The organism is Psychrobacter sp. UBA6291, assembly GCF_002439405.1.
GTDB lineage: Bacteria > Pseudomonadota > Gammaproteobacteria > Pseudomonadales > Moraxellaceae > Psychrobacter > Psychrobacter faecalis.
This window is the reverse complement of record NZ_DJUD01000020.1, coordinates 1-22,669: the sequence shown is the minus strand read 5'-3', so window position 1 is coordinate 22,669 and position 22,669 is coordinate 1. Positions and strand designations below refer to the sequence as shown.

General features: G+C 44.8%; 15 protein-coding genes, 1 tRNA gene and 1 pseudogene. 11 read left to right on the top strand and 6 right to left on the bottom strand.

The window, feature by feature from the left end:
- Positions 1-155: 155 nt before the first annotated feature.
- Together B3R91_RS02580 and B3R91_RS02575 are read left to right on the top strand one after the other, a co-directional pair.
- Positions 156-1,097, top strand: coding sequence for a hypothetical protein (locus tag B3R91_RS02580; RefSeq protein ID WP_286796386.1), 942 nt, complete (start codon positions 156-158; stop codon positions 1,095-1,097).
- A gap of 101 nt (positions 1,098-1,198) precedes the next feature.
- Entirely contained in the window at positions 1,199-2,503 is a 1,305-nt protein-coding gene (locus B3R91_RS02575) for an HlyD family secretion protein (RefSeq protein WP_286796385.1), read from the top strand.
- A gap of 113 nt (positions 2,504-2,616) precedes the next feature.
- Here the strand turns inward: B3R91_RS02575 and pdxH are convergent, their stop codons facing one another.
- The 5 genes from pdxH to cysS form a co-directional block, all read right to left on the bottom strand.
- Positions 2,617-3,276, bottom strand: a complete 660-nt coding sequence (gene pdxH / locus B3R91_RS02570; protein ID WP_286796387.1) for a pyridoxamine 5'-phosphate oxidase — start codon at positions 3,274-3,276, stop codon at positions 2,617-2,619.
- A gap of 60 nt (positions 3,277-3,336) precedes the next feature.
- Positions 3,337-4,707 carry a phosphoglucosamine mutase gene (gene glmM, locus B3R91_RS02565; protein WP_286796384.1) on the bottom strand — a complete coding sequence of 457 codons (1,371 nt, stop codon included), beginning with the start codon at positions 4,705-4,707 and terminating at the stop codon, positions 3,337-3,339.
- A 415-nt stretch (positions 4,708-5,122) separates the two neighbouring features.
- Entirely contained in the window at positions 5,123-6,595 is a 1,473-nt protein-coding gene (gene guaB, locus B3R91_RS02560) for an IMP dehydrogenase (protein ID WP_191691593.1), read from the bottom strand.
- Between the two features lie 373 nt (positions 6,596-6,968).
- Positions 6,969-9,011: a mechanosensitive ion channel family protein gene (locus tag B3R91_RS02555; protein WP_286796383.1), complete on the bottom strand. Its 2,043-nt coding sequence runs from the start codon at positions 9,009-9,011 to the stop codon at positions 6,969-6,971.
- Positions 9,012-9,176: 165 nt separating this feature from the next.
- Positions 9,177-10,637, bottom strand: coding sequence for a cysteine--tRNA ligase (cysS, locus tag B3R91_RS02550; RefSeq protein ID WP_286796382.1), 1,461 nt, complete (start codon positions 10,635-10,637; stop codon positions 9,177-9,179).
- A 250-nt stretch (positions 10,638-10,887) separates the two neighbouring features.
- Here cysS and B3R91_RS02545 point away from each other — a divergent pair, with 250 nt between their 5' ends.
- Complete coding sequence (locus B3R91_RS02545) at positions 10,888-11,487, top strand: cob(I)yrinic acid a,c-diamide adenosyltransferase (RefSeq protein ID WP_191691590.1); 600 nt, start codon at positions 10,888-10,890, stop codon at positions 11,485-11,487.
- Between the two features lie 135 nt (positions 11,488-11,622).
- On the opposite strand, the gene B3R91_RS02540 is transcribed toward B3R91_RS02545, so the two are convergent.
- Positions 11,623-12,591 carry a hypothetical protein gene (locus B3R91_RS02540; RefSeq protein WP_191691582.1) on the bottom strand — a complete coding sequence of 323 codons (969 nt, stop codon included), beginning with the start codon at positions 12,589-12,591 and terminating at the stop codon, positions 11,623-11,625.
- Positions 12,592-12,974: 383 nt separating this feature from the next.
- On the opposite strand from B3R91_RS02540, the gene B3R91_RS02535 reads away from it, so the two are divergent.
- The 8 genes and pseudogenes from B3R91_RS02535 to B3R91_RS02500 all read left to right on the top strand — a co-directional run.
- Complete coding sequence (locus B3R91_RS02535) at positions 12,975-13,703, top strand: glycerophosphodiester phosphodiesterase (RefSeq protein WP_286796381.1); 729 nt, start codon at positions 12,975-12,977, stop codon at positions 13,701-13,703.
- 302 nt (positions 13,704-14,005) lie between these two features.
- A complete protein-coding gene (locus B3R91_RS02530; RefSeq protein WP_286796380.1) occupies positions 14,006-15,403 on the top strand; it encodes an acyl-CoA desaturase in 1,398 nt (465 codons plus the stop codon).
- Positions 15,404-15,692: 289 nt separating this feature from the next.
- Positions 15,693-17,159, top strand: a complete 1,467-nt coding sequence (locus B3R91_RS02525; RefSeq protein ID WP_286796379.1) for a protein adenylyltransferase SelO — start codon at positions 15,693-15,695, stop codon at positions 17,157-17,159.
- Positions 17,160-17,499: 340 nt separating this feature from the next.
- Positions 17,500-19,821: an NADP-dependent malic enzyme gene (locus B3R91_RS02520; protein WP_286796378.1), complete on the top strand. Its 2,322-nt coding sequence runs from the start codon at positions 17,500-17,502 to the stop codon at positions 19,819-19,821.
- Positions 19,822-19,982: 161 nt separating this feature from the next.
- Positions 19,983-21,170, top strand: a complete 1,188-nt coding sequence (locus B3R91_RS02515; protein ID WP_286796377.1) for a tRNA nucleotidyltransferase — start codon at positions 19,983-19,985, stop codon at positions 21,168-21,170.
- A gap of 58 nt (positions 21,171-21,228) precedes the next feature.
- Complete coding sequence (locus B3R91_RS02510; protein WP_286796376.1) at positions 21,229-22,041, top strand: pteridine reductase; 813 nt, start codon at positions 21,229-21,231, stop codon at positions 22,039-22,041.
- Positions 22,042-22,132: 91 nt separating this feature from the next.
- Positions 22,133-22,209 (top strand) — tRNA-Ile (locus B3R91_RS02505).
- A gap of 171 nt (positions 22,210-22,380) precedes the next feature.
- Positions 22,381-22,669 (top strand): annotated as a pseudogene (locus B3R91_RS02500) (integrase); the annotation flags it as partial.

Here is a 22,669-nt window from a genome sequence, read left to right as displayed (position 1 = left end):
GTATATGTTTTATTTAACTGTTCGCAACCCTGATTTGCTTTGCCCTGATTAATATCTTAGAGCTACCACCTGGCAATACCGAAAAAGTATTCGAAAAACTGGATTTTTTAAGCTTTGCGTTTTTTGCCAGCGGTCTTGCAGCCTTAGCAGTCTTTTTGGTACAAGGGCGTATCCAGTGGTGGACGACGCCTTGGCTGAGCTATCCGCTCATCATCGCGGTGGTGACGATTAGCATCGCTTTATGGATTGAAACGCACCGTAAAAACCCAATGTTACAAGTGCGCTGGATGCGTAGCCGCAATATCATCGCTTTTACGATAACCGACGCGGTGATGCGTATTTTATTATCCGAGCAAAATGTCGGTGCAGCAGGTTTATTGGCCAATTTGGGCTACGGAAATGATCAGTTGATTACCTTTTATGCGGTGATACTTGCCGCCAGCGTTCTGGCCTTGGTCATCAGTATTTTTAGGACCAATGCGATGGATTTACGCCGTCCGGTCATTTTCGCCGTGGCACTGATCGCTATTGGCGCATGGCTAGATACAGATATTTCGCTAAATTCTGCCCCTTATATGTTTTATGTCAGTCAATTTATGATTGCCTTTGCTGCCGTCTATTTTATGGGTCCCATGGTTTTTGAGGGGATGTTTCGCGCTATCGCTAACGGCCCTGCTTACATTATTAGTTTTTCGGTTATTTTTAGCATCTCGCAGACCATTGGCGGACTTGCAGGCGCGGCAGCGATTCAAGCGTTTACCACCATACGTACACAGATACACTACGCCGATATGGTCAGCTCGTTTAATTTAGGCGACCCGGCCTTAATGGCACAAGTTGCAGGCGCAGGTCGTATATTATCTACCCAAATCACGGATGCCAATCAAGCAAATGTCGCAGCGATGGGACAAGTATTGCAAGGTATTCAGCGCCAAGCGACGGTCGCCGCCTATGCTGATTTATTTTTTCTTATGGCAACTATCGCCTCCATCACAACGCTGATTTTATTACTAAATTACTTGTATCATCGCTACCATAAACGTAATCCATTGGCTAAAGAATTGGCAGCGATTGCAAAAATGCGCGAAGCAAAATAGCCCGAATAATTAAAGCATTTTCTTCATTTAAAAATGCCACTTAACATATTAACCAATGCAAAAAAAACTTATGATAACTATTCAAACTTTAGGAGCGCGGCATGAGTCAAGAAAAATCTGATGAGCTTAACCAAAACCCTAAGCCCGCCTCTGACGTACTAACCAACAACACTCATGCTCCTGATGCAACAAATTATCCAAATGCTGCGGTCAATATAGATAAGCCGGCTAACGACAGGCTCATTAATGACGAGAGTATTGTTAATGACGAGAGTATTGTTAATGATAATCTTACTGACAGTGATGAGCCGTCCATGCCGCCTATACCGCCAAAGGAGCCGATTCCTAGCAGCGATGGCTGGTCGCCGAAGAAGAAATCTTATTTAAATTTAGGCATACTAATCGCCTTGATTGTGATTGGTGTGGCATTAATTTTGTACGCTTGGAAGCTGCCGCCCTTTACTCCAACGGTGCAGCAAACCAATAATGCTTTTGTTAAAGGACAAACCACCATTATCAGTCCGCAAGTATCCGGCTACGTGACTGAGGTAGCTGTTAAGGATTTTGCCACTGTTAAAGAAGGTGATTTATTAATCAAAGTAGACGATCGTACTTTTAGGCAGCAGCTTGAACAAGCGCAGGCAAACATTGAAATCGCTGTGACCAATCGCGCTAGTAATGCGCAGGATACAGGAACCAGCCAAGCGCAAATCGAAGTACGCGAGGCGGACTTATATAGTGCTAAAGTCAACGTCGACAGTGCGCGTGAAGATGTGAAGCGCTATCAAGGTTTAGACGCTATCGGTGCAGTATCAAAGGCAGAAGTGGCGCATATCAAAGCACAACTTGCAAAAGCGCAGGCCAACGTGCAACAAGCAGAAGCGAATTTACAAGTGGCTCGTGAGGCAAGCGAGAAGACCAGTGGTAGCCGCTCATCTTTAGATGCCAACATTAAGAGCGCAGAAGCCGGTGCCAAGCAAGCTCAGGTCAATTTAGACAATACCGTTATTAGCGCACCAGAATCTGGGCAGCTGAGTCAAATCAGTGTCAAAGAAGGACAATACGTGAGCGCAGGTACGCAGCTGATGTATATCGTACCAAAAGGCGTATGGATTATTGCTAACTTTAAAGAAACGCAAGTGGCCAATATGCGTATCGGTGAGCCCGTCACCATTCATGTCGATGCCCTTGGCGGTACCAAGTTTAGCGGTCATGTCAGTAATATCTCGCCTGCAACGGGCAGCGAATTTAGTGCCGGCGCGGCCAATCCTGCGACGGGTAACTATATCAAAATTGCTCAGCGCGTTCCCGTTAGAATTGACTTGGCCCAAAACCAGCCTAACCTTGCGCAGTTACGTCCAGGTATGTCAGTGTCAGTGAATGTCGATACCAAAGCAAAAAGTTAATGCAAGAAATTAGACTAAAAAACAGCGCAAAAAAAAGCCTCTTTAAACAACTGTCAAACCAGATTTAAAGAGGCTTCTTTATTTGTAATAGATTGTCATTAAAACGATCAAGCTTAGGGTAACAAACGTTTGGTTGTCCATTTTGCCGCGTCGCCCGTGCCACTCTTGTCTTGCGTATAAACAATGCGGTCATGCATACGATTGGCACGGCCTTGCCAAAACTCGATGCTCTCAATCGTAATCTCATAGCCACCCCAAAACTCAGGGGTTGGCACTTGACTGTCTGCTGGATAATGATTTTGCAACTGCTCAAACGTTTGCTCCATGACCTCGCGATTGGCAACTTCACCACTTTGTGGCTGGCTAACCCACGCGCCCACTTGACTATCATGCGGACGTTTTTGGAAATAAGCCGCTGATTTAGTAGCGTCTATTTTAGCAATATTGCCGCTGATACGGATTTGACGCTCAAGCTTATGCCAAAAAAACAGCGCTTCGGCATTGGGATTTTCGGCGATATCTTGGCCCTTGGCGCTTTCGTAATTGGTATAAAACACGATGCCTGCGTCAGTAATTTCGCGCAGCAAAACGATACGCACGCTGGGCTTATTGTCTGCGCCGCACGTCGCTAAACTCATCGCATAAGGTTCTTGCACCTCTTCTGCTATCGCTTCATTCATCCATGCATGTAGCAGCTCAAATGGTGAGTCTGGTACTGACTGCTGGTCGAGTTGCCCTTTCTCATACGATAGGCGCTGATCGGTAAAATCCATACTCATGTTTGTTTCTCGCTAACTTTCGAATATTAATATAAGTCTATTTAACCAAGACGTTTAGCCTAAAACCGTTTTGATTTTATCGGCCAAATCATTGGCCATCACATCGCATTCTATCTCATCGTCTGACTCAACCATGACCCGAATCATCGGCTCTGTACCTGACTGACGGATAAGCAGGCGCCCGCGACCTTCTAAGGTAGCGCGCGCTTTATCAAAAGCTGCGACAAGCTCTTCATGCTCAAACGGATCTTGCATTTGCGATAAGCGTACATTGACCAGTTTTTGTGGTAATACTTCAAAACCTTCGGTCAAATCGCTAAGTGCCTTACCGCGTGCTTGCATCACTGCGAGCACCTGCAAACCTGCGATAATGGCATCACCCGTGCGACTTTTATCCAAGCATAAAATATGACCAGATGGCTCACCGCCTAGTATCCAACCATTGGCTTCAAGCTCTTGCATGACATAGCGGTCGCCAACTTTTGCACGGGTAAACGCGATATTAGCGTCTTTTAACGCCAACTCTAAGCCCATGTTACTCATCAAAGTACCCACGACACCTTCGGCTTTGGTTTGACTTTGGGTAGCCAGTACATACAAAATACCATCGCCATCGACTAGCTCACCGGCTTCATCGACCATCACGATACGGTCACCATCGCCATCTAAAGCAATACCAACATCAGCCTCGTATTCAAGTACCGCTTTTTGCAGATTTTCAGGATGGGTTGAGCCGCAATTGGCATTGATATTAATGCCATCAGGTTTATTATTAATTGCGATAACATTGGCGCCAAGCTCACGCATGACACGCGGCGCAACGCTATAACCTGCACCATTGGCACAGTCGACGACGACGGTTAAATGGTCTAAGTCATATTGATAAGGAAAGCTGCCTTTGCAAAATTCGATATAGCGCCCTTTCGCATCATTAATACGATTGTTTTTGCCCAGTCGCGCCGGATCGAGGATTGGCATGATGGCACTATTATCGGAATTTGAGGCATCCATAATTGCGGTCAATTTATCGTTAATTGCGCTTTGCATCTCATCGGTCAGTTTTTTGCCATCACCTGAGAAGAACTTGATGCCATTATCAAAATAAGGATTGTGCGAAGCAGAAATCACCACACCAGCATCGGCGTTAAAACTGCGGGTCAAATGCGCGATAGCAGGCGTCGGTAGCGGCCCTAGCATATGGACGTCAACCCCAGCCGCATTAAAGCCCGCCTGCAGCGCCCCTTCAATCACATAGCCGGACAGACGCGTGTCTTTACCTATCACCACACTGGGTTTGCGCACAGGATTATTATTATTTTCTATCAGCACCAGCCCCGTCACATAACCTAACTTCAAAATAAAATCAGGGGTAATCGGTAACTCACCAAATTTGCCGCGAATACCATCAGTGCCAAAGTAACTCATTATTATTGTTCCTCAATTTTATAAAGTAAAAAATCAAACGGGCGCGCAGACTGTCATTGGTTTAAAAGAAGCTAATTGATAGACAATCGCTTTTGTAGAAACCCTTTTAAAACTGTCTGCTGCTATAAATTTTCTTTTTTTGCTCTCTTTCTATGCGCCTTATCCTTTTTAAGGCTACTAAAAACCCACTCCAGCATTAGCGAAGTGTTTTTAAAATACATCAAGTATAAGCCTTAAACCGAGACAAGGCGTCTAAATAATAAAAAGGCGTCTAAGTTATAGATAGAAGAGTTTAATGTTGTATTTTACAAAAAAAACAGCCAACAATAATAAAGCATTGTTGGCTGTTTGTATCTTGGTGTCACGGCAACGCTACAGAGCCGATAACCTACATCTCACTAACGTTAAGAGATGATCAATCAACGCGATAGTTAGGCGCTTCTTTGGTAATCTGCACATCATGGACATGAGACTCTTTCATACCCGCTGAAGTGACTTTGACAAACTGCGGCTTAGTACGCATCTCTTCAATGGTCGCACAACCAGTATAACCCATCGATGAACGTAGGCCACCCATCATCTGATTGACAATACCAGAAACTGGGCCTTTATAAGGTACGCGGCCTTCGATACCTTCTGGTACCAGTTTTTCTACGCCGTCTTTGGCATCTTGGAAATAGCGATCTGATGAGCCGTTTTGACCTGACATCGCACCCAAGCTACCCATACCGCGATAGGCTTTATAGTAACGGCCTTGGAACAGCTCAACCTCACCTGGCGCTTCTTCGGTACCCGCCATTAGTGAACCAACCATGATGCACGACGCGCCAGCAGCAATGGCTTTTGCCATATCGCCTGAATAGCGGATACCGCCATCAGCAATCAGTGGAATACTGTCTTGTAGTGCGCTTGCGACACTATCGATTGCCGAGATTTGCGGCATACCAACACCCGCAATAATACGCGTGGTACAGATAGACCCAGGGCCAATACCTACTTTTACCGCGTCTGCACCAGCATCACGTAATGCTTTAGCGGCATCACCTGTGGCAATATTACCGCCGATAACCTGAACGTTTGGATAGTGCTTTTTAATCCAAGAAACTTTATCAATCACGCCTTTTGAGTGACCATGCGCGGTATCGACAACGATGATATCGACATCAGCGGCAATCAAAGCTTCAACACGGGCTTGGGTATCAGCGCCAGTACCGACAGCCGCACCAACGCGCAGGCGACCCTGCTCATCTTTACAAGCATTAGGGTTATTTTCTGCTTTAGAGAAATCATTGACCGTAATCAGACCACGCAAACGAAAATCATCATTAATCACAATCACTTTTTCGATACGGTGCTCGTGAAGAAGTTTTTTGATATTCTCGTTACTTTCACCTTCTTTAACAGTAACTAGCTGATCTTTTGGCGTCATGATATGGCTGACAGGTAATGATAAGTTGGTCTCAAAACGCCAATCACGATGAGTTACGATACCGATGACTTTATCGGTACCCTTCTCAACCACAGGTACCCCTGAGATATTGTTATCTTGAGTCAATCTTAACAGCTCACCGATGGTCATCTCTGGGTGCACGGTAATAGGATCGACAACTGTACCCGCTTCGAATTTTTTCACGCGACGTACTTGCATGGCCTGCTTATCGATATCCATGCTTTTGTGCAAAATACCCAAACCACCAAGCTGCGCCATAGTGATGGCCATCTCAGATTCAGTGACGGTATCCATCGCAGCCGAAATCATCGGTAAGTTTAAAGTGATATTTTTGGTTAGGCGGGTCGTTAAATCAGCAGCTTTTGGTAGGATTTCAGAATAAGCTGGTAATAATAAAACGTCATCAAAGGTTAAGGCTTCATCGACAATTCGCAACATACAGACCCCTAGTGGTGGTTATTTTGATGGGTGGGCAATGCAGTATCACGTCGATAAACAAAAGCTTTATCAAAATCAATACGCCAAAATAAAGCGGCTAGAATTGTGAAAAAACCATGAGGAACAAACCTTAAATACGGATATCACTCGGCATGTTATCTGTTTATCAGCGGTAATAAAATGCTTAGGAAAGTAGAGTTGCTAATATCGCGCTTCTAAACCTTCTAACATCTGATTACCCGACGCTTAATAACTGAATTATCCCTTAAAAATAACGCCATATTATAACAAATAAAGCAAGCCTTCGCATAACATATTTGTCAGCTTATTTTGCTAGATGATGCCTTTATTTTGCCATGCTCTTACATCGTTACTATGTTTCTGTTTTAACGATAAAACGTTCCGCTGGTAGATAATCCTTTTGTTCGCTATATAAGTAGCTTAGCATTTGCTCGCGTACTTCACATTCAAGTAACCAAGCATTGAGTGGACTATCGGACGCTTGGCTACAGCGCAGCTTGATAGTGGTCTCTGTTACCGATACCGTATACATCTCAGGCTCGGTGTCACTATCCCATAGCTCACTGTCTTTGACCAGCTCAATATATTTTTGTCGTATCGCTTCGATATTGGCGCCATAATCGACATATAAATAAATCACTGAGATTTGATGCGACTCGGTATGTGACCAGTTTTCTACAATCTCAGTGATAAAATGCCGCATCGGCACAATCAAACGGCGCTCATCCCAGGTTTTTAGTACCGCATAGGTATAACCCAAATCCTCAATCGTGCACCACTCGCCTTCCATCATCACCGTATCACCGATACGCACGGGCTGCGTAATGGCGACTTGCATGCCTGCGATGATATTACCCAAGATAGGCTGGGCGGCAATACCTATCACCGCACCCGCAATCCCTGCCGAGGTGAGTAATGTTTTACCCAAACCATCAATATTGGTGAACTCACTCAGACCTATCCAAATACCGCCTAAAATCATCACAAAGATAAAGACGCGGCGAAAAATAGACACATAGGTGCGGCGACTGCGGCCTTTATCAAACTGCTCTTCGCTCAAATTCTCGATTTGCAAATCTTTATAACGATTGGCAAAGAAATTAATGGCGCGTGTACCCAGCCACATGGCGCTTAGCACCAGCCCAATCCAAATAATGGGGCGTGTCGATGAGGCAAGCGCATCTAAGTAAGGAAAACCGCCCGATACCAAGGTATAAACCGCGGAAAAACTGATGGTAAACGTCAAAGGCACGGTCAGCTTATTGACCAAGTCTTCGACTCCGTTATGATGAATGGTAGCGAGCCGATTGCCCTCTTTGTCTAAAACGTACCAATTGAGCAGTTTACCAGCCGCTTTACTGAGCAACCAACCGGCGCCCATGGTAAAAGAAAAGAATAAAAATAACGCGATGAATTCCCAAATGGCAATGCCAAAGACTTTTAATTTGGTCCAGTCGGGCAAATAACGCTCAAACTTGGCAGGCTGATATTGCTCATACAGCTTATTGATATTGGCGACCGTTTGCGCAGAAAACACCCAAAAAGGCGGGCTGTCATCGATACGTACGCGCTCAAGATGCAGCGGCACACGGCGATCACGATAGTCGATATAACCCAACTGGATTGAGCGCCGAGGGATGCCTTGGATACTATTATTGCTACCAAGCGGCGGTTCTATCAAACCATCAGGACGGTCGGGCAACTTATCAAACGCATACAGCTTTTTTTCCATCAATAAAAAATCGAGCTGTTTGGCAAGCTCTATTGCTTGATTACGCTGCAACTCCTCGTCAATCAAGTTCATATTGAGCGCATAAGCAGCCAAATCATATTGCTGCTTGATAACTGCCGATTGAAAAAACTCTAGTGTTGCCAGTGGTGTCGATAAATTCGGTGGCTCAGATAGTGGCGGCAAGCCGACATTGAGCTTATTTAAGGCATAATAACTTTCGTTATAGTCGCCAGTCAGACCGGAATCACCCTGTAATACCCCCGCTTGCTGTTCGGTTTTTTTCTCAAACGGACTAATGACCTCTTCGGCAAGCGCAGAGACACTGACGCCCTCTTTTTTGATCTTATCGATCCGTTGCGATGCATAGTCAACAATGTTTTCTGGCGCCTCGCTGATTGGCGCAGGTGTTTCGTTTTGATTGTTGATCGTTGAATTTTCATTCGCTGAATGACTAGCCGCATAAGCTGGCAGATAGACAATACTTAGGATAATAACGGAAATACTGAAAATAAAATGACGTATGTTCAAATGCCTCACGGTTAATTTCTGCCTACCTTTAATAGTATCTAGACTCTTACAACCAGAAACACCAGCGTCGCCCCTATTGCCCATATACGGAGCTTGGGTATTTTTAGCCATCAAAGACTGAGAGGAATGTTTCATACGTTAAGGTTCTAGGCTGATTAATGAAATGATTTAGTAGAGTTAAGCATTAATTTTGAATATAAGATAAAGCTAATGCACTGAACCAAAAAAAGCCAGCATAAAGCTGACTTAATTTGAGGGTAAAATGTTAATTGATACAATTGCTTATAGCAAGAATACGATTTAAGCACGGCGCCAAGTCGTACCCGCACGGCTGTCTTCAAGCTCAATTCCCGCCTCTTTTAACTGCTCACGTATCTCATCAGCACGGACAAAGTTTTTGTTGGTTTTGGCATCGGCACGCTCGGTGATTAATCCATCGATAGCGTCATCGGACAAACCGCCTTCTTGCGCCTCACCCACGACCGCTTGCAAAAACTGCTGTACCGGCAGCTGCAATATATTTAGCGTCTGCGCCAAGGCTTTCAGCTGCTGCGCCAATTGCCATGCAAGCTCTACCTCTTCACCTTTAATCGCTTTATTAATATCACGTGCCAGCCCAAATAATACGCTGATTGCCGTTGAGCTATTAAAATCATCATTCATGGCTTTGATAAAGTCTTGTCCTGCCGCGCTATCATAAGCAGAGTTGGTGAGCGCATCATCGATAATGAGTGCTTGTCCTTTTTGCTGTTCAGCCGCTTTTAATGCTTGATACAATCTGCTTAGGCTATTGTGCGCTTCATCTAAGGCTTTGTCTGAGAAGTTGACTTGGCTGCGATAGTGACTCGATAACAAGAAAAAGCGCACCGTTTCAGAATGATACTTGGCAATCACATCGCGAATGGTAAAGAAGTTATTTAGCGATTTGGACATCTTTTCGCCATCGACATTGATAAAACCAACGTGCATCCAATTACGTGCGTATTCGCAGCCCGTCGCCGCTTCCGATTGTGCTATCTCGTTTTCATGATGCGGAAACTGTAAATCATGACCGCCGCCGTGAATATCAAAAGTATCACCAAGGCATTTGGTTGACATCGCCGAGCATTCGATATGCCAGCCCGGACGTCCTTGGCCCCACGGCGATGCCCATTGTGGCTCACCAGGTTTCGCCGCTTTCCACAGGACAAAGTCAAACGGATTGCGCTTGTCATTTTCGACATCGACGCGCGAGCCCGCTTGCATATCGTCCAAATTGCGCTTGGATAATTTGCCATAATCAGGGAAGCTATCGACCGCATAATAGACATCGCCATTATCGCCAGCGTAAGCGTAATCATTACTGACCAAATTGCCAATCATCTGCTGCATCTCGTCGATATAATCGGTCGCGCGTGGCTCAGCATCGGGTGCTAAGCAGCCAAGGGCCGCAAAATCTTCATGCATCGCTGTGATAAAACGCTGTGTTAATGCGCCAATCTCTTCGCCGTTTTCGGCTGCGCGAGCGATGATTTTGTCATCTATATCGGTGATATTCCGCACATAATTAACCTCATAGCCCAATTGCTTAAGCCAACGCACCGCCATATCAAAAGCAACCACCACTCGCGCATGACCGATATGACAATAATCATAGACCGTCATTCCGCACACATATATGCCGACTTTACCCGCAACCAGCGGCTTAAATACCTGCTTGCGTCCGTTAAGTGAGTCATAAATGGCAAGCTGAGACATCGCGTCTGCAAGAGGTGTGGTCATAGTAAAAAAGCCTTTTGATAAAAAAAATAAGAGTGAAACGAAAATATTCTTACTGCACACTTAGATAATGAAAACGCTTATTTATAACAATATTTAGCGTCATTATCATTTTAAGGGAAACAGCGATATAAAACTTAACCCATTATCTTAGCGAAAATGCTCGTAAAATACTACAATGAGCGCATAACTAACATTCGCAATGCTAAAAAATACTGACTTTTTAATAAACACTAACCTTTAAGGATAAAACATGGGCAATCGTTTAAGCAAAATATATACACGTACTGGCGATGACGGTACCACAGGCATGGCAGATGGCAGCCGCGTGAGTAAAGCGGACAATCTATTTAGCGTCATGGGTGATGTCGACGAGCTTAACTCACATATTGGTTTGGTACGCGCGCAGTTGACGCAAAACTCGACTGACGCGACAAAAGAAGCCGACTTTGCCCAAGCCTTAGTGATTATTCAGCATCTGCTATTTAATATTGGTGGCGAGCTTGCCATGCCAGAATATGAAGGCGTGAATAGCGCGCACATTGCATGGTTAGAGCAACAGATTGACGCGATGAATAGCACCTTGCCGGCGCTAAAAGATTTTATCCTACCGACAGGTTCAGTGTTGGTCAGTCAATTGCATGTGGCACGTACCGTCTGTCGCCGTGCTGAGCGTCAAGCGGTGCTATTGCAGCAGCAGCGCTCCGAGGCCATTCGTCCAACGGCAGTTAGCTTTATCAATCGCTTGTCTGATTGGCTGTTTGTCGCTGCGCGTTTTTGCACCGACCCTGAGCAAGTTTCTGAAGTGCTATGGGACAGTCAAGTATTACAAAAATTCGCTGAGAATAAATAGTTTAGCTTTTACTGACTGCTAAAAATTAACCGCTAAAAATCCATTCAAGCAAAAAGCCCGCGACTTACGATAGTTGCGGGCTTTTAAATTTCAAACGCTAGGCTTAAACAATAGAAACTGACTTCTTATAAATAATTAATAAGTCGCGTCTTTATCTTCGATAATCACCATATCGATACTGTCATCTTTAGGGACTGACTTAGGTGCAGCTGGAGTCGCAGGCGCTGTAGTACTAGGCGTTGGGGCAGCTTGGTTATTGCTTTGATTATCCTGATTACTCGTGTTCTGGCTACTGTTTTGACTGCTGCTATTTTGATTGACAGTCGGTGGCGTAGCTGGCTCAGCTGGACGTACAGGGGCCGCTGGCGTTACCGGTCTTGGTTGGCGAGTTTGGTTTTCGGTATTGTTTTGTGCCGCTTGACGGCGGCGTTCGGCTGCTTGCGCGGCACGCTGCTCTTCTAGCGCTGTCTGAAAGGCTGAGCCTGCCACTACTTCTGATACCACGGTCAGCAGTGCTGGCTGTCCAGCGATACGCGTACGTACTTGACCGCCTTGGGTACCAACAACATACGTAAAGGCATCGTCAACGAGCATGTTATTATTGATACGGATATTATCATTGGCTAGGCGTGATTGTAAGCTTGGCTGATTGTTAGCGGATTGCAGCTGGCTGGCTTGGTATAAGTCTTCACTTGGCAGAGTCATGCTGACACTCGCCTGACAGGTAGTCATACCATTATCATTTGTAGCTTGTAATACCGCAGCGTTTTGTACATCGATGACGATACCATTGGTTTTACCACTGACAACGCCACCATTTAAAGCAATTTCAGCATCGTTAGCGTAACTTGCTGCCAAGGTTTGCGCTTGTTGATTGAGCGTATTTTTTAAGGCTGATTTGAGGCGATCTTGTACCATTGGATCATCACAACTTACCGCTGTAGCAGCAGCGTTTTCGTTAGTGGCGGCCTCTTCGGTTAGCTCGGCAGTTTCTGTGGTCTCTTCTTTTTCTGAGCGGTTACAGCCTGTAAGTACCAAACTACAGGCGATACCAATACCAGCAACCTTATACCACTTGCTCAAACTCTTATTTGCTACGCTCATCTTTTTTTGCTCCAATTTCCTGATTCGTACCGCCAATGACGGCCAGTGTTTTAACATTCAAAAACTTACACGCGCATCATGACATTTAAATGGTAACGACGGTATAGTAAAGATTGCCATGCAATTTTTGAAAACCACGTTATTATACGGCGTTTGATTTAAATGGTCATCAGTGTAGCCTATTGATATACAAATAACGTCCAACATTGTGTACAAAACCTTGCTTTGGTTGCAAAAAAGCTACAAAGACATATTTTATGTCGTGGCTGCAACTCATAACTACACTATCTAAGTAATGCTTCTGTTCTCAGATAAATATTTTATTAGACCCCATTTTGCAGAGACGATATGATAGCGATAAGAATTTTTGATAGCTATTAATAATGATAAATTTTAAAAATACCCTTTTATTGGGCCATCGCGGCGCACGCGGTGAAGCGCTAGAAAACACCTTAGCAGGCTTTAAAGTGGCGCAAAACCTACAAAGCGCGGGTTTGATAGGCGTTGAATTTGATGTGCAATTAAGCGCCGATGGTCACTTGCTGGTCTTTCATGATGATAATTTACTACGCATGTGCGCCCAACAATCCTGCATTGACCAGTTGAGTCTTGCCGAGATTGGGCGCTATTTGCAGTCCGGTCATCAGATTACGCCCTTAGCCGAAATAGCCTCTGTACTAACAGGTTTTGGCTATATTGAGCTAGAAATTAAGACGCATCAGCGCACCGTTTACAGTAAACTAATCAAGGCGTTAATGCACGATTTAATCGATAGTCCGCTTGCCAGCTTGCCTATAGCGCTGACCAGCTTCGATGTCGAATTACACGCAAGGCTGCAACGCAATAAAACCTTACAACACATTCCGCGTGGCTTACTGATTCGCACCCCTAAAACTTTGCTAAGCGCACCGCAAACTGCCCTGCAACTTGGCTGCGTCCAGCTAGGTATTCACTATCTATTGCTGACTCAAGCAGTCATTAAGCACTGTCATCGTTATCACCTGCCAGTCAGCGCGTGGACCGTCAATGATAGCGAAACGATTAAACAACTTATTACGTGGCAAGTCGACGTCATCATCACCGATTATCCAACCTATTTTCTCACGCGCTAAGTAAGTGAACTTCTTACCTATCTTTTTGTCATATTTCAAAAAACTTGCTTGAAAATGGCTTAAAAAAGCCAGCTAATTAATTGGCTCGATAGTCGTTTATACATTTTTATCGCACACATATTTATCTTTTTGCTTACACTTTCACTTAACTGCTGATAAGTAAGGGATTATTTGGGTTAATCGCTACCATAACTCCTACAAGTTATTGTTATTTAGCAATATTTTTCTAGTGTATAACTGTTCACTTTACTGGTCTTTTAGGGTAATATGGAGGCTGAAATTAATATCATTAGGAATATTACATGATTGCTAAAAAAGTAATAGGCTTACCACTTAAGGGCTTGCGTTTCGCCATGAAGTCGGGTGATACGCTTATACAGCATGCTGGTACTCAGGCGCTGCGCGTGAAGACGTGGCTTGATACTGGCAAAAGCAAAACTGATGAGGCTGCCGATACGCAGTTTGCGACGACGAGCGGTTATAAAGATGCCAATGCAGTCGCTAACTATGAGGGTATCGATCCGCTTGAGCTTGAATTTCAAAAGTCGCCAATCAACTTGGTTCCAGCGATTTTTCTGATTGCAACGCCTATTGCTGCTGCCGTCATTACGCCATGGTATTTACTGACCCATCAAGTTAGTGCGCCGGTTTGGGGTGTATTTGGTGCCTTTATGGTGTGGACCGGTATTAGTATCACTGCAGGCTATCACCGCCTATTGTCGCATCGCGCTTATAAAGCCCATCCTTTGGTAAAAAACTTCCTATTACTTGGCTCAACCCTTGCGGTTCAAGGCTCTGCTTTTGACTGGGTATCGGGCCACCGTACGCATCATCGTCATGTTGATGACCGCATGGAAGATCCTTATTCAGCAAGGCGTGGTTTTTGGTTCAGTCATATCGGTTGGATGTTACGCAATTATCCTAGTGGTCGCTTTGATTATAAAAACATTCCTGATTTGACCAAAGATAAAGTGCTACAGATTCAGCATAAATACTATGGTTTATGGGTACTGGCTACCAATGTTGCGATGGTTGCGGCAATTGGTTGGTTAATAGGTGACGTTTGGGGCACGCTTGTATTGGCAGGTCTACTGCGCTTGGTACTGACCCACCACTTTACCTTCTTTATTAACTCGCTATGCCACATGTTTGGTACGCGTCCTTATACGGATACCAATAGTGCTCGCGATAACTTTTTCCTTGCTATCTTTACGTGGGGTGAGGGTTATCATAACTATCATCACTTCTTCCAATACGACTATCGTAATGGCGTGAAATGGTGGCAATATGATCCAACTAAATGGCTTATCTTGGGCTTATCTAAACTTGGGCTAACCAGTGAATTACGCACGGTTGACGACACCACCATTAAGCATGCTGAAGTGCAAATGCAGTTCAAAAAGGCTCAACAGCAGATTGATAGTGTTACTGCGAACGGTCTAGATATTCCACATGCGATGAAGAGTTTCCAAGATCGTATCAAGTTTGAATATGAAGCCTTTACGCAAACGGTCGAAGAATGGAAAGCGCTAAAAGCCAAAACTATTGAGCTAAAAAAGACCGAGTTTGCCGATCGCCTGCATGAAGTTGAAGAGATGCTAAAGCACGACTATGCCAAAGTTGAGCAAAAGATACTGGCGCATAACAGCAATCTAAAAACGGCGTTTCGCTCTATCGGTCAAAGTCCAAAAGCGGCATAAGCGTTTATAGATTTATTATCTTAGTTTTTATTGTACGTTTCTCCTGCCCTCTATCTGTAAAGATAGGGGGTTTTTTTCAGCCATGAGTTGTGCGCTGCTCGTTTACGCACTTATTATTTTTGCTCACTCATTGTTTATACAGCAATTACAAGAGATGGACAGAGTGAAACGCGGCATTATTAAGGCTATGCTATAGTAAGTATATTACTCTCTTTACACGCTTTCATTACTCGCTTTTAACCTTAAGTTTTTATATTAAAAATACATACCTTTATATTGGAACGCACCTATGCGCTATCAAAATACTTACGTCACATTAGATACTCGCCTTTATCATGAACAGCAGCCGACACCGCTTGATAATCCGCGCGCTGGTCACTTTAACACCGAAGTTGCCAAGCAATTAGGCTGGCTCGATGACGATGAGCTGATGGCGCGTTGGGTTGAAATATTAGGGGGTCAATACGTGCCAGCTGAGTTTCGACCGCTGTCCATGGCCTATGCTGGTCACCAGTTCGGACAGTGGGCCGGACAATTGGGCGATGGGCGCGGTTTACTCATGGCGCAAGTGCTCGATAATAATGATAAATTACAAGATTTACATTTAAAGGGCATTGGTCTGACCCCCTACTCACGCATGGGCGATGGGCGCGCGGTATTACGCAGTACCATTCGCGAGTATTTATGCGGTCATGCGCTGACGCAGCTTGGCATCCCTTCGTCTAACGCCTTGGGCTTTGTGGTGTCTGATACACGTGTCCGCCGTGAGCGTATGGAAGCAGGCGCGGCATTGATGCGCGTTGCTGACAGTCATATTCGCCTCGGTCATGTTGAGTGGATTGCAAGCTTTGCACCCGACTTACTTGGCGAGTTTACCGACTATATGATTGATATATACTATCCAGAATGCCGTGATAGTGAAGCGCCTGTCTTAGCATTTTTACAAGCGGTGGTTGAGCGAACCGCACGTATGATTGCCGATTGGCAATTGATTGGCTTTGCCCATGGGGTGATGAATACTGACAACCTATCGATTACGGGCAGTACCTTAGACTTTGGGCCGTTTGGTTTTATGGAACGCTTTAACCCTGCCTGGATTAACAATCATTCTGATCATACTGGACGTTATGCCTATCAAAACCAACCTGCTATCGGTCATTGGAACTTAAATATTTGGCTACCTCATTTTATGCGCTTGGACGGCGTAACACGCGATACCTTGGCTGATTGCCTAGCGCCGTATGAAGCGACCTTTATGCAGCATTATCAGCAAGGCCTCTGCCGTAAGCTTGGGCTACCGCATAGTAAAGAAAGTTTGGCTCTCGCTTTTGAGTGGTTAACCTTGTTAGAGAATAATTTGCTCGACTATAGCAACAGTTTCCGCGCGCTATTGGGTTTGGTCGCGCCAAATGAATATCCGTATGAGCAAGAATTGCTGGCAAAAATGACTGCTGAGTTTAATAATGAGGCACAGCACGTTTGGCAACAATGGTCAACAAGGTATTTAGCAGCGCTAGAGCCGTTATCTAGCGAAGCCTCTATTAAACAAATGCATAGCAATAATCCGGTTTATGTACTACGTAATAGTGTGGCACAGCGGGCGATTACGGTGGCGGAACAAGGCCAATTTGAAGAGTTAAATCGAGTCTTTGACTTACTTGCCAATCCTTACAACGTCCAAGACATCGCCACTGAGCTCGATACCATGCCGCCCGCGCCACATGCGCCGCAAATGCCAATCAGCTGTTCTTCGTAAGAGAATACGGACAAGCTGCTATTCTGTAATGTTTTGAAACATTAGGCAATTATGGTTGATATCGAGGGGCGTTTTTTGCCATTATCAAACAGCGAAATAACGAATATCATTTTATTATATTATTCACCTAATTGAGATGACTTGACTAGGCAGTGAAATACCAATAGTGCTAGAATAACGCTTCCTGTGAGATTGCTGTTTTTACGCTGATGTCTAGTCGCCGAGCACGACCTTTTTAGTATAAATGTGGCTTCATTATCATAGTCATGATAATGAAGCATAGACATTGGTTTTTATCACCATTTACTTTATTCCAATTATTCCAACCATGGCAATTATTATGAATGACGATATCACTTTGAATATGGACACCCCTACTACGGAAAAAGAGCAGTTTGAACAATCTGCCTTACACTACCATGAGTTTCCGCGCCCCGGTAAAATCTCAGTTACGCCTATCAAGCAACTGGCCAACCAACGTGATTTGGCACTTGCTTACTCTCCAGGGGTTGCGATACCTTGTCTTGAGATTCAAAGAGATCCAGCGTTAGCGGCTAAATATACTGCTCGTAGCAACTTGGTTGGCGTGATAACCAACGGTACTGCGGTGCTTGGTTTAGGGGATATTGGTCCATTGGCCTCTAAACCTGTCATGGAAGGTAAAGGGGTTTTATTCAAAAAATTTGCTGGTATTGACGTTTTTGATATTGAAATTGCCCAAAATGATCCAGATAAGTTCATCGAAGCCGTCGCCTCGCTTGAGCCTACTTTTGGTGGTATTAACCTTGAAGACATCAAAGCCCCAGAATGTTTCAAAATCGAGCGCGAATTGCGTGAGCGCATGAACATTCCGGTATTCCATGATGACCAGCACGGTACCTCAATCATTGTTGCCGCAGCGATGCTAAACGCTTTACTTATCACTGGCAAAAAAATCGAAGAGATTAAAGTGGTCTGCTCTGGCGCAGGTGCGGCAGCTATATCTTGCTTGGATATCATTTGTGCGCTTGGCGTAGATAAAAACAATATCTTTGTATCAGATTCACGCGGTATCATTACCACCAGCCGTGAAAACCTTGATGAAACCAAGCAGCGTTATGCGCGCAATACTACCGCCACTACCATCGAAGAAGTGATGGATGATGTCGATATGTTCTTAGGCCTATCAATGCCTGGCACCTTAACTGAAGACATGGTGCGCCGTATGGCAAAAGACCCAATCGTCTTTGCCCTTGCCAACCCAACGCCTGAAATCATGCCAGAAGTGGCGCACGCCGTACGTCCAGACGTTATCATGGCAACCGGTCGCTCAGATTATCCAAACCAAGTAAACAACGCGCTATGCTTCCCTTATATCTTCCGCGGTGCACTTGACGTTGGGGCGACAGCGGTTAATGAAGAGATGAAAATCGCTTGCGTAAAAGCCATCGCGGCTATGGCGCATGTTGAAGCGACACCAATGAATAACGTGAAAAACGTTGAGAGTACGCCAAGCTTTGGCCGTGATTACCTTATCCCAGGCCCTCTTGAGCCAAACCTAATCATCGAAATCGCCTCTGCGGTTGCCAAAGCGGCGATGGATTCTGGCGTAGCAACCCTGCCTATCTCTGATATGAAAGCCTATCGTCAACGCTTGTCTGAGTTTGTTTATAACTCAGCGTTCGTGATGAAGCCTATCTTTGCCCGCGCGAAAGCCGATCCTAAACGCATTGTTTACTGTGAAGGCGAAGACCGCAACGTACTGCTTGCCGTACAAGTGGTCGTTGATGAGCAATTGGCGCATCCAATCTTGGTTGGTCGCCCTGCCATCATTGAAAAGAACATTGAAAGATTGGCGCTGCGTCTAAAAGATGGCGAAAACATCACCATTATTAATCAAGACGATGATCCACGCTATAAAGACTACTGGCAAGGCTACTACGAGAAAAATAAACGTAATGGTGTCAGTATTGAGCTTGCGCGCCGTGATGTCCGCCGTAAGACTTCTTTAATCGGTGCCCTACTGGTTGAAAACGGTGATGCTGATGGCATGATTTGTGGTACTTTTAGCTACTATCATCTGCATTTAAAATACGTCAGCCGAGTCATCGGTAAAAAAGAAGGCGTCAGTGATTTTTATGCGATGAATGCTGTCTTGATGCAAGATCGTAATATCTTTATTGCCGATACTTATATCCATGAAGACCCAACGGCTGAGCAATTGGCTGAAATGACGGTACTGGCAGCTGATCAGTTACGTCGCTTTAATATTACGCCACGTGTGGCGTTGGTTTCGCATTCAAACTTCGGTACCTCAGACCGTGCCAGCGCGGTAAAAATGCGCAAAGTACATCAGCTGCTGACAGAGATGAATGTCGATTTTGACTTCGATGGTGAAATGCAAGGTGATGCGGCACTTGATGAGCATATCCGTGCCAATGACTTGCCATCAAGCAACCTAAAAGGCTCAGCGAACTTGCTTATCTTGCCAACGCTTGATTCCGCAAATATTGCTTTCAACCTACTAAAAACAGCGACCAGCAGTGCCTCTATCGGTCCTATCTTACTAGGAGCTAACAAGCCTGTACATATCCTAACCCCATCAGCGACAGCGCGTCGTGTGGTGAATATGACAGCGCTTGCGGTCACTGAAGCTCAAGATTTAGAAAGTGAGCAGCAGTAGTCGTTTATATAGCGTATAAACGCATTACGAAGACGGTCTTCTGTTAGTTATTTATAGAAGCCGTCTGCTATACTAAAACCAGTCAGTACTCGTAAACGAGTGTTGACTGGTTTTTTTTGGCAAAACGACTTAGTAAATACTGGATAAAAAAAGAGACTATTATGCAAGTGTATCTCGTCGGCGGCGCTGTCCGTGACCAATTGTTAGGTCGTCCTATCAAAGACAAAGATTTTGTCGTCGTCGGCGCGACTGTCACGGATATGCTGGCGGCAGGTTTCCAACAAGTGGGCGCAGACTTTCCGGTGTTTTTGCACCCTGTGAGCCGTGAAGAATATGCCCTAGCACGTACGGAGCGCAAACAAGGTCTGGGCTATCAAGGCTTTAGCGTGCATGCCAGCCCTGATGTCACCTTGCGTGAAGACTTGCAACGTCGTGATTTGACTGTCAATGCCATGGCAATCGAAGTCAAGAGCCTTACCGATGACACGCCCATCACTGGTAAAGTCGTTGATTACTATGGCGGATTGCAGGACATTAAAAGTAAAACCCTACGTCATGTCTCAAGCGCTTTTAGTGAAGACCCATTACGGGTACTGCGCACCGCCCGTTTTTATGGCCGCTATTATGATTTGGGCTTTAGTATTGCCGATGAAACCTTGCTATTGATGCGTGAGTTGGTGCGTTCAGGCGAGCTTACGCATCTAAGTAGTGAGCGTATTTGGCAAGAATCGAGCCGTGCTCTGATGCAAGTATCGCCGCAGGTATATTGGCAACAGCTGTTCGAGATTGGGGCGTTGACGGAGTATTTTGCTCCGCTACAGCAAGTTTGGAATGATAAACAGTACGGTCAAATACGAGAGATTGTACAAACCGCATTGTATTTCGCCGGTCAAATGCAATTAAATTTATCGCAGCGCTGGGCGTTATTGATGGCAAGTTTAAATACCGATTTATTTACTTTAAACTCTACAGAAACTCTTTCGGTTAATATAGAGGCAGCGGCTAAAGCTATTAATGAGATCGGAAACAGCGCCAAAGTGCCAAAAGCACAGACTCAATTTGCCACTTTATTTGTGCAGCAAGCGAAAAATCTTAGCCGCATAGACCAGCTGAGCGCCGCCGAGAAAATCGATCTTATTCAAGCTTGTAGCGCTCATAAAGCGCCCGATAAACTGTCGCAGCTCTTGGTCACCAGTCATGTCTTAAAACTGGCCATACAGCACCGCCAAATGATGCTCGCCTTAAATAGCTTTCATGCAATCAGCATGGATAATATTGACCAGAATCTAAAAGGCCCAGCGATAGGCGAAGCATTACGCCAACGTAGAATTGAGCATTTACAAACATAACCTGTCTTGTAAACAAGCACTTTCAACCAGCAATTTAAATCACAAAAATACCTTTAATATGAACCATGAATTTAGTTTAAGCCAATCAAAATATTCTAATACCTCAGCGCCCGTAATGGTAGTCACCGGTGGCGCTAAGCGTATTGGTGCGGCTATTGTCCGTGCCGCCCATGAGCAAGGCTACCGTGTCATTATTCATTGTCATCATAGTGAGCAAGAAGCCAATGACCTAGCCGATACGCTGAATCACAGTCGTCCTGATAGCTCGGTCGTCGTCCTTGCAGATTTGACGGTTGTTAATAATAGCGAGATGCTACAGCAATTTACTCAAAATATTATACAAGCATTTGGGCAACTCGATGTCCTAGTGCATAACGCCTCTCGCTTTTATCCAAGTCCACTTGGTGATATAGATCTAGAGCAATGGGATGATTTATTTTTAACCAACGCCAAAGCGCCCTTATTATTAAGCCAAGCGTTATATCCTTATCTACGGACCCGGCAGGGCTGTATCATTAGCCTACTCGATATCCATGCGCATAATAAACCTTTTAAAGAGTATGCCGTCTACAATATGGCAAAGGCGGCGCATCGCATGATGGTACAGTCTTTTGCGCTTGATATGGCGCCAGAGGTACGTGTCAATGGCATCGCTCCTGGCGTAAACATCCTACCAGAAGCAGATAGCGACCAAGCACTTGACCCGCAGCAGCAAAAAAGCATCATCGACTCCATTCCTCTGCAGCGGATAGGCAAACCTGAGGAAATTGCCCATAGTGTGCTTTATTTGGCGCACGCCCGTTATGTGACGGGTGAAATAATTACTGTCGATGGTGGTCGCAGCCTGACATTGGCTGGCGGTCATGTTTAGCAGAGAACTAATGTTTTACTAAAAAAATCGGTAATACTTTCTATCTTTTACTTGAAAATATATAAAAATCAGGTATCATTGTGCGTCTAAAGGGCCCATAGCTCAGTTGGTTAGAGCAGAGGACTCATAATCCTTTGGTCGTAGGTTCAAGTCCTACTGGGCCCACCAAATTCAAACCCTTACAGTCATTGACTTGTAAGGGTTTTTTATTGTCTAAAATTCATGTGAACGCATTGATGTAATTAATTTTTTGATACTATCTTGATACTTTGACCCTTGTAGTAATTAAAGTATGATGACTACTAACACTATGGTTATGTACTGCTGCATGGGTGATATATGAAAGTTAAACTTACCAAAAAACTTATCGATTCAGTAGACTATACCGCTAAAGGCACTGAAATCTATATGGACGATGTACTAACTGGTTTTGCGCTACGGGTAGGCAAGCAGTCAAAGCGCTATACACTGCATAAGCGCATCAATGGAAAGCTGTATAGAAACGAAGTAGAAGAAACGCACTTGATTACGCTAACCGAAGCGCGTGAAAAAGCCAGCATAATGATGGCAAATATAAAAAAAGTGACCCCTGCCGTCAAATCCGTAGAGAGTTTCCCAAACTTTGTGT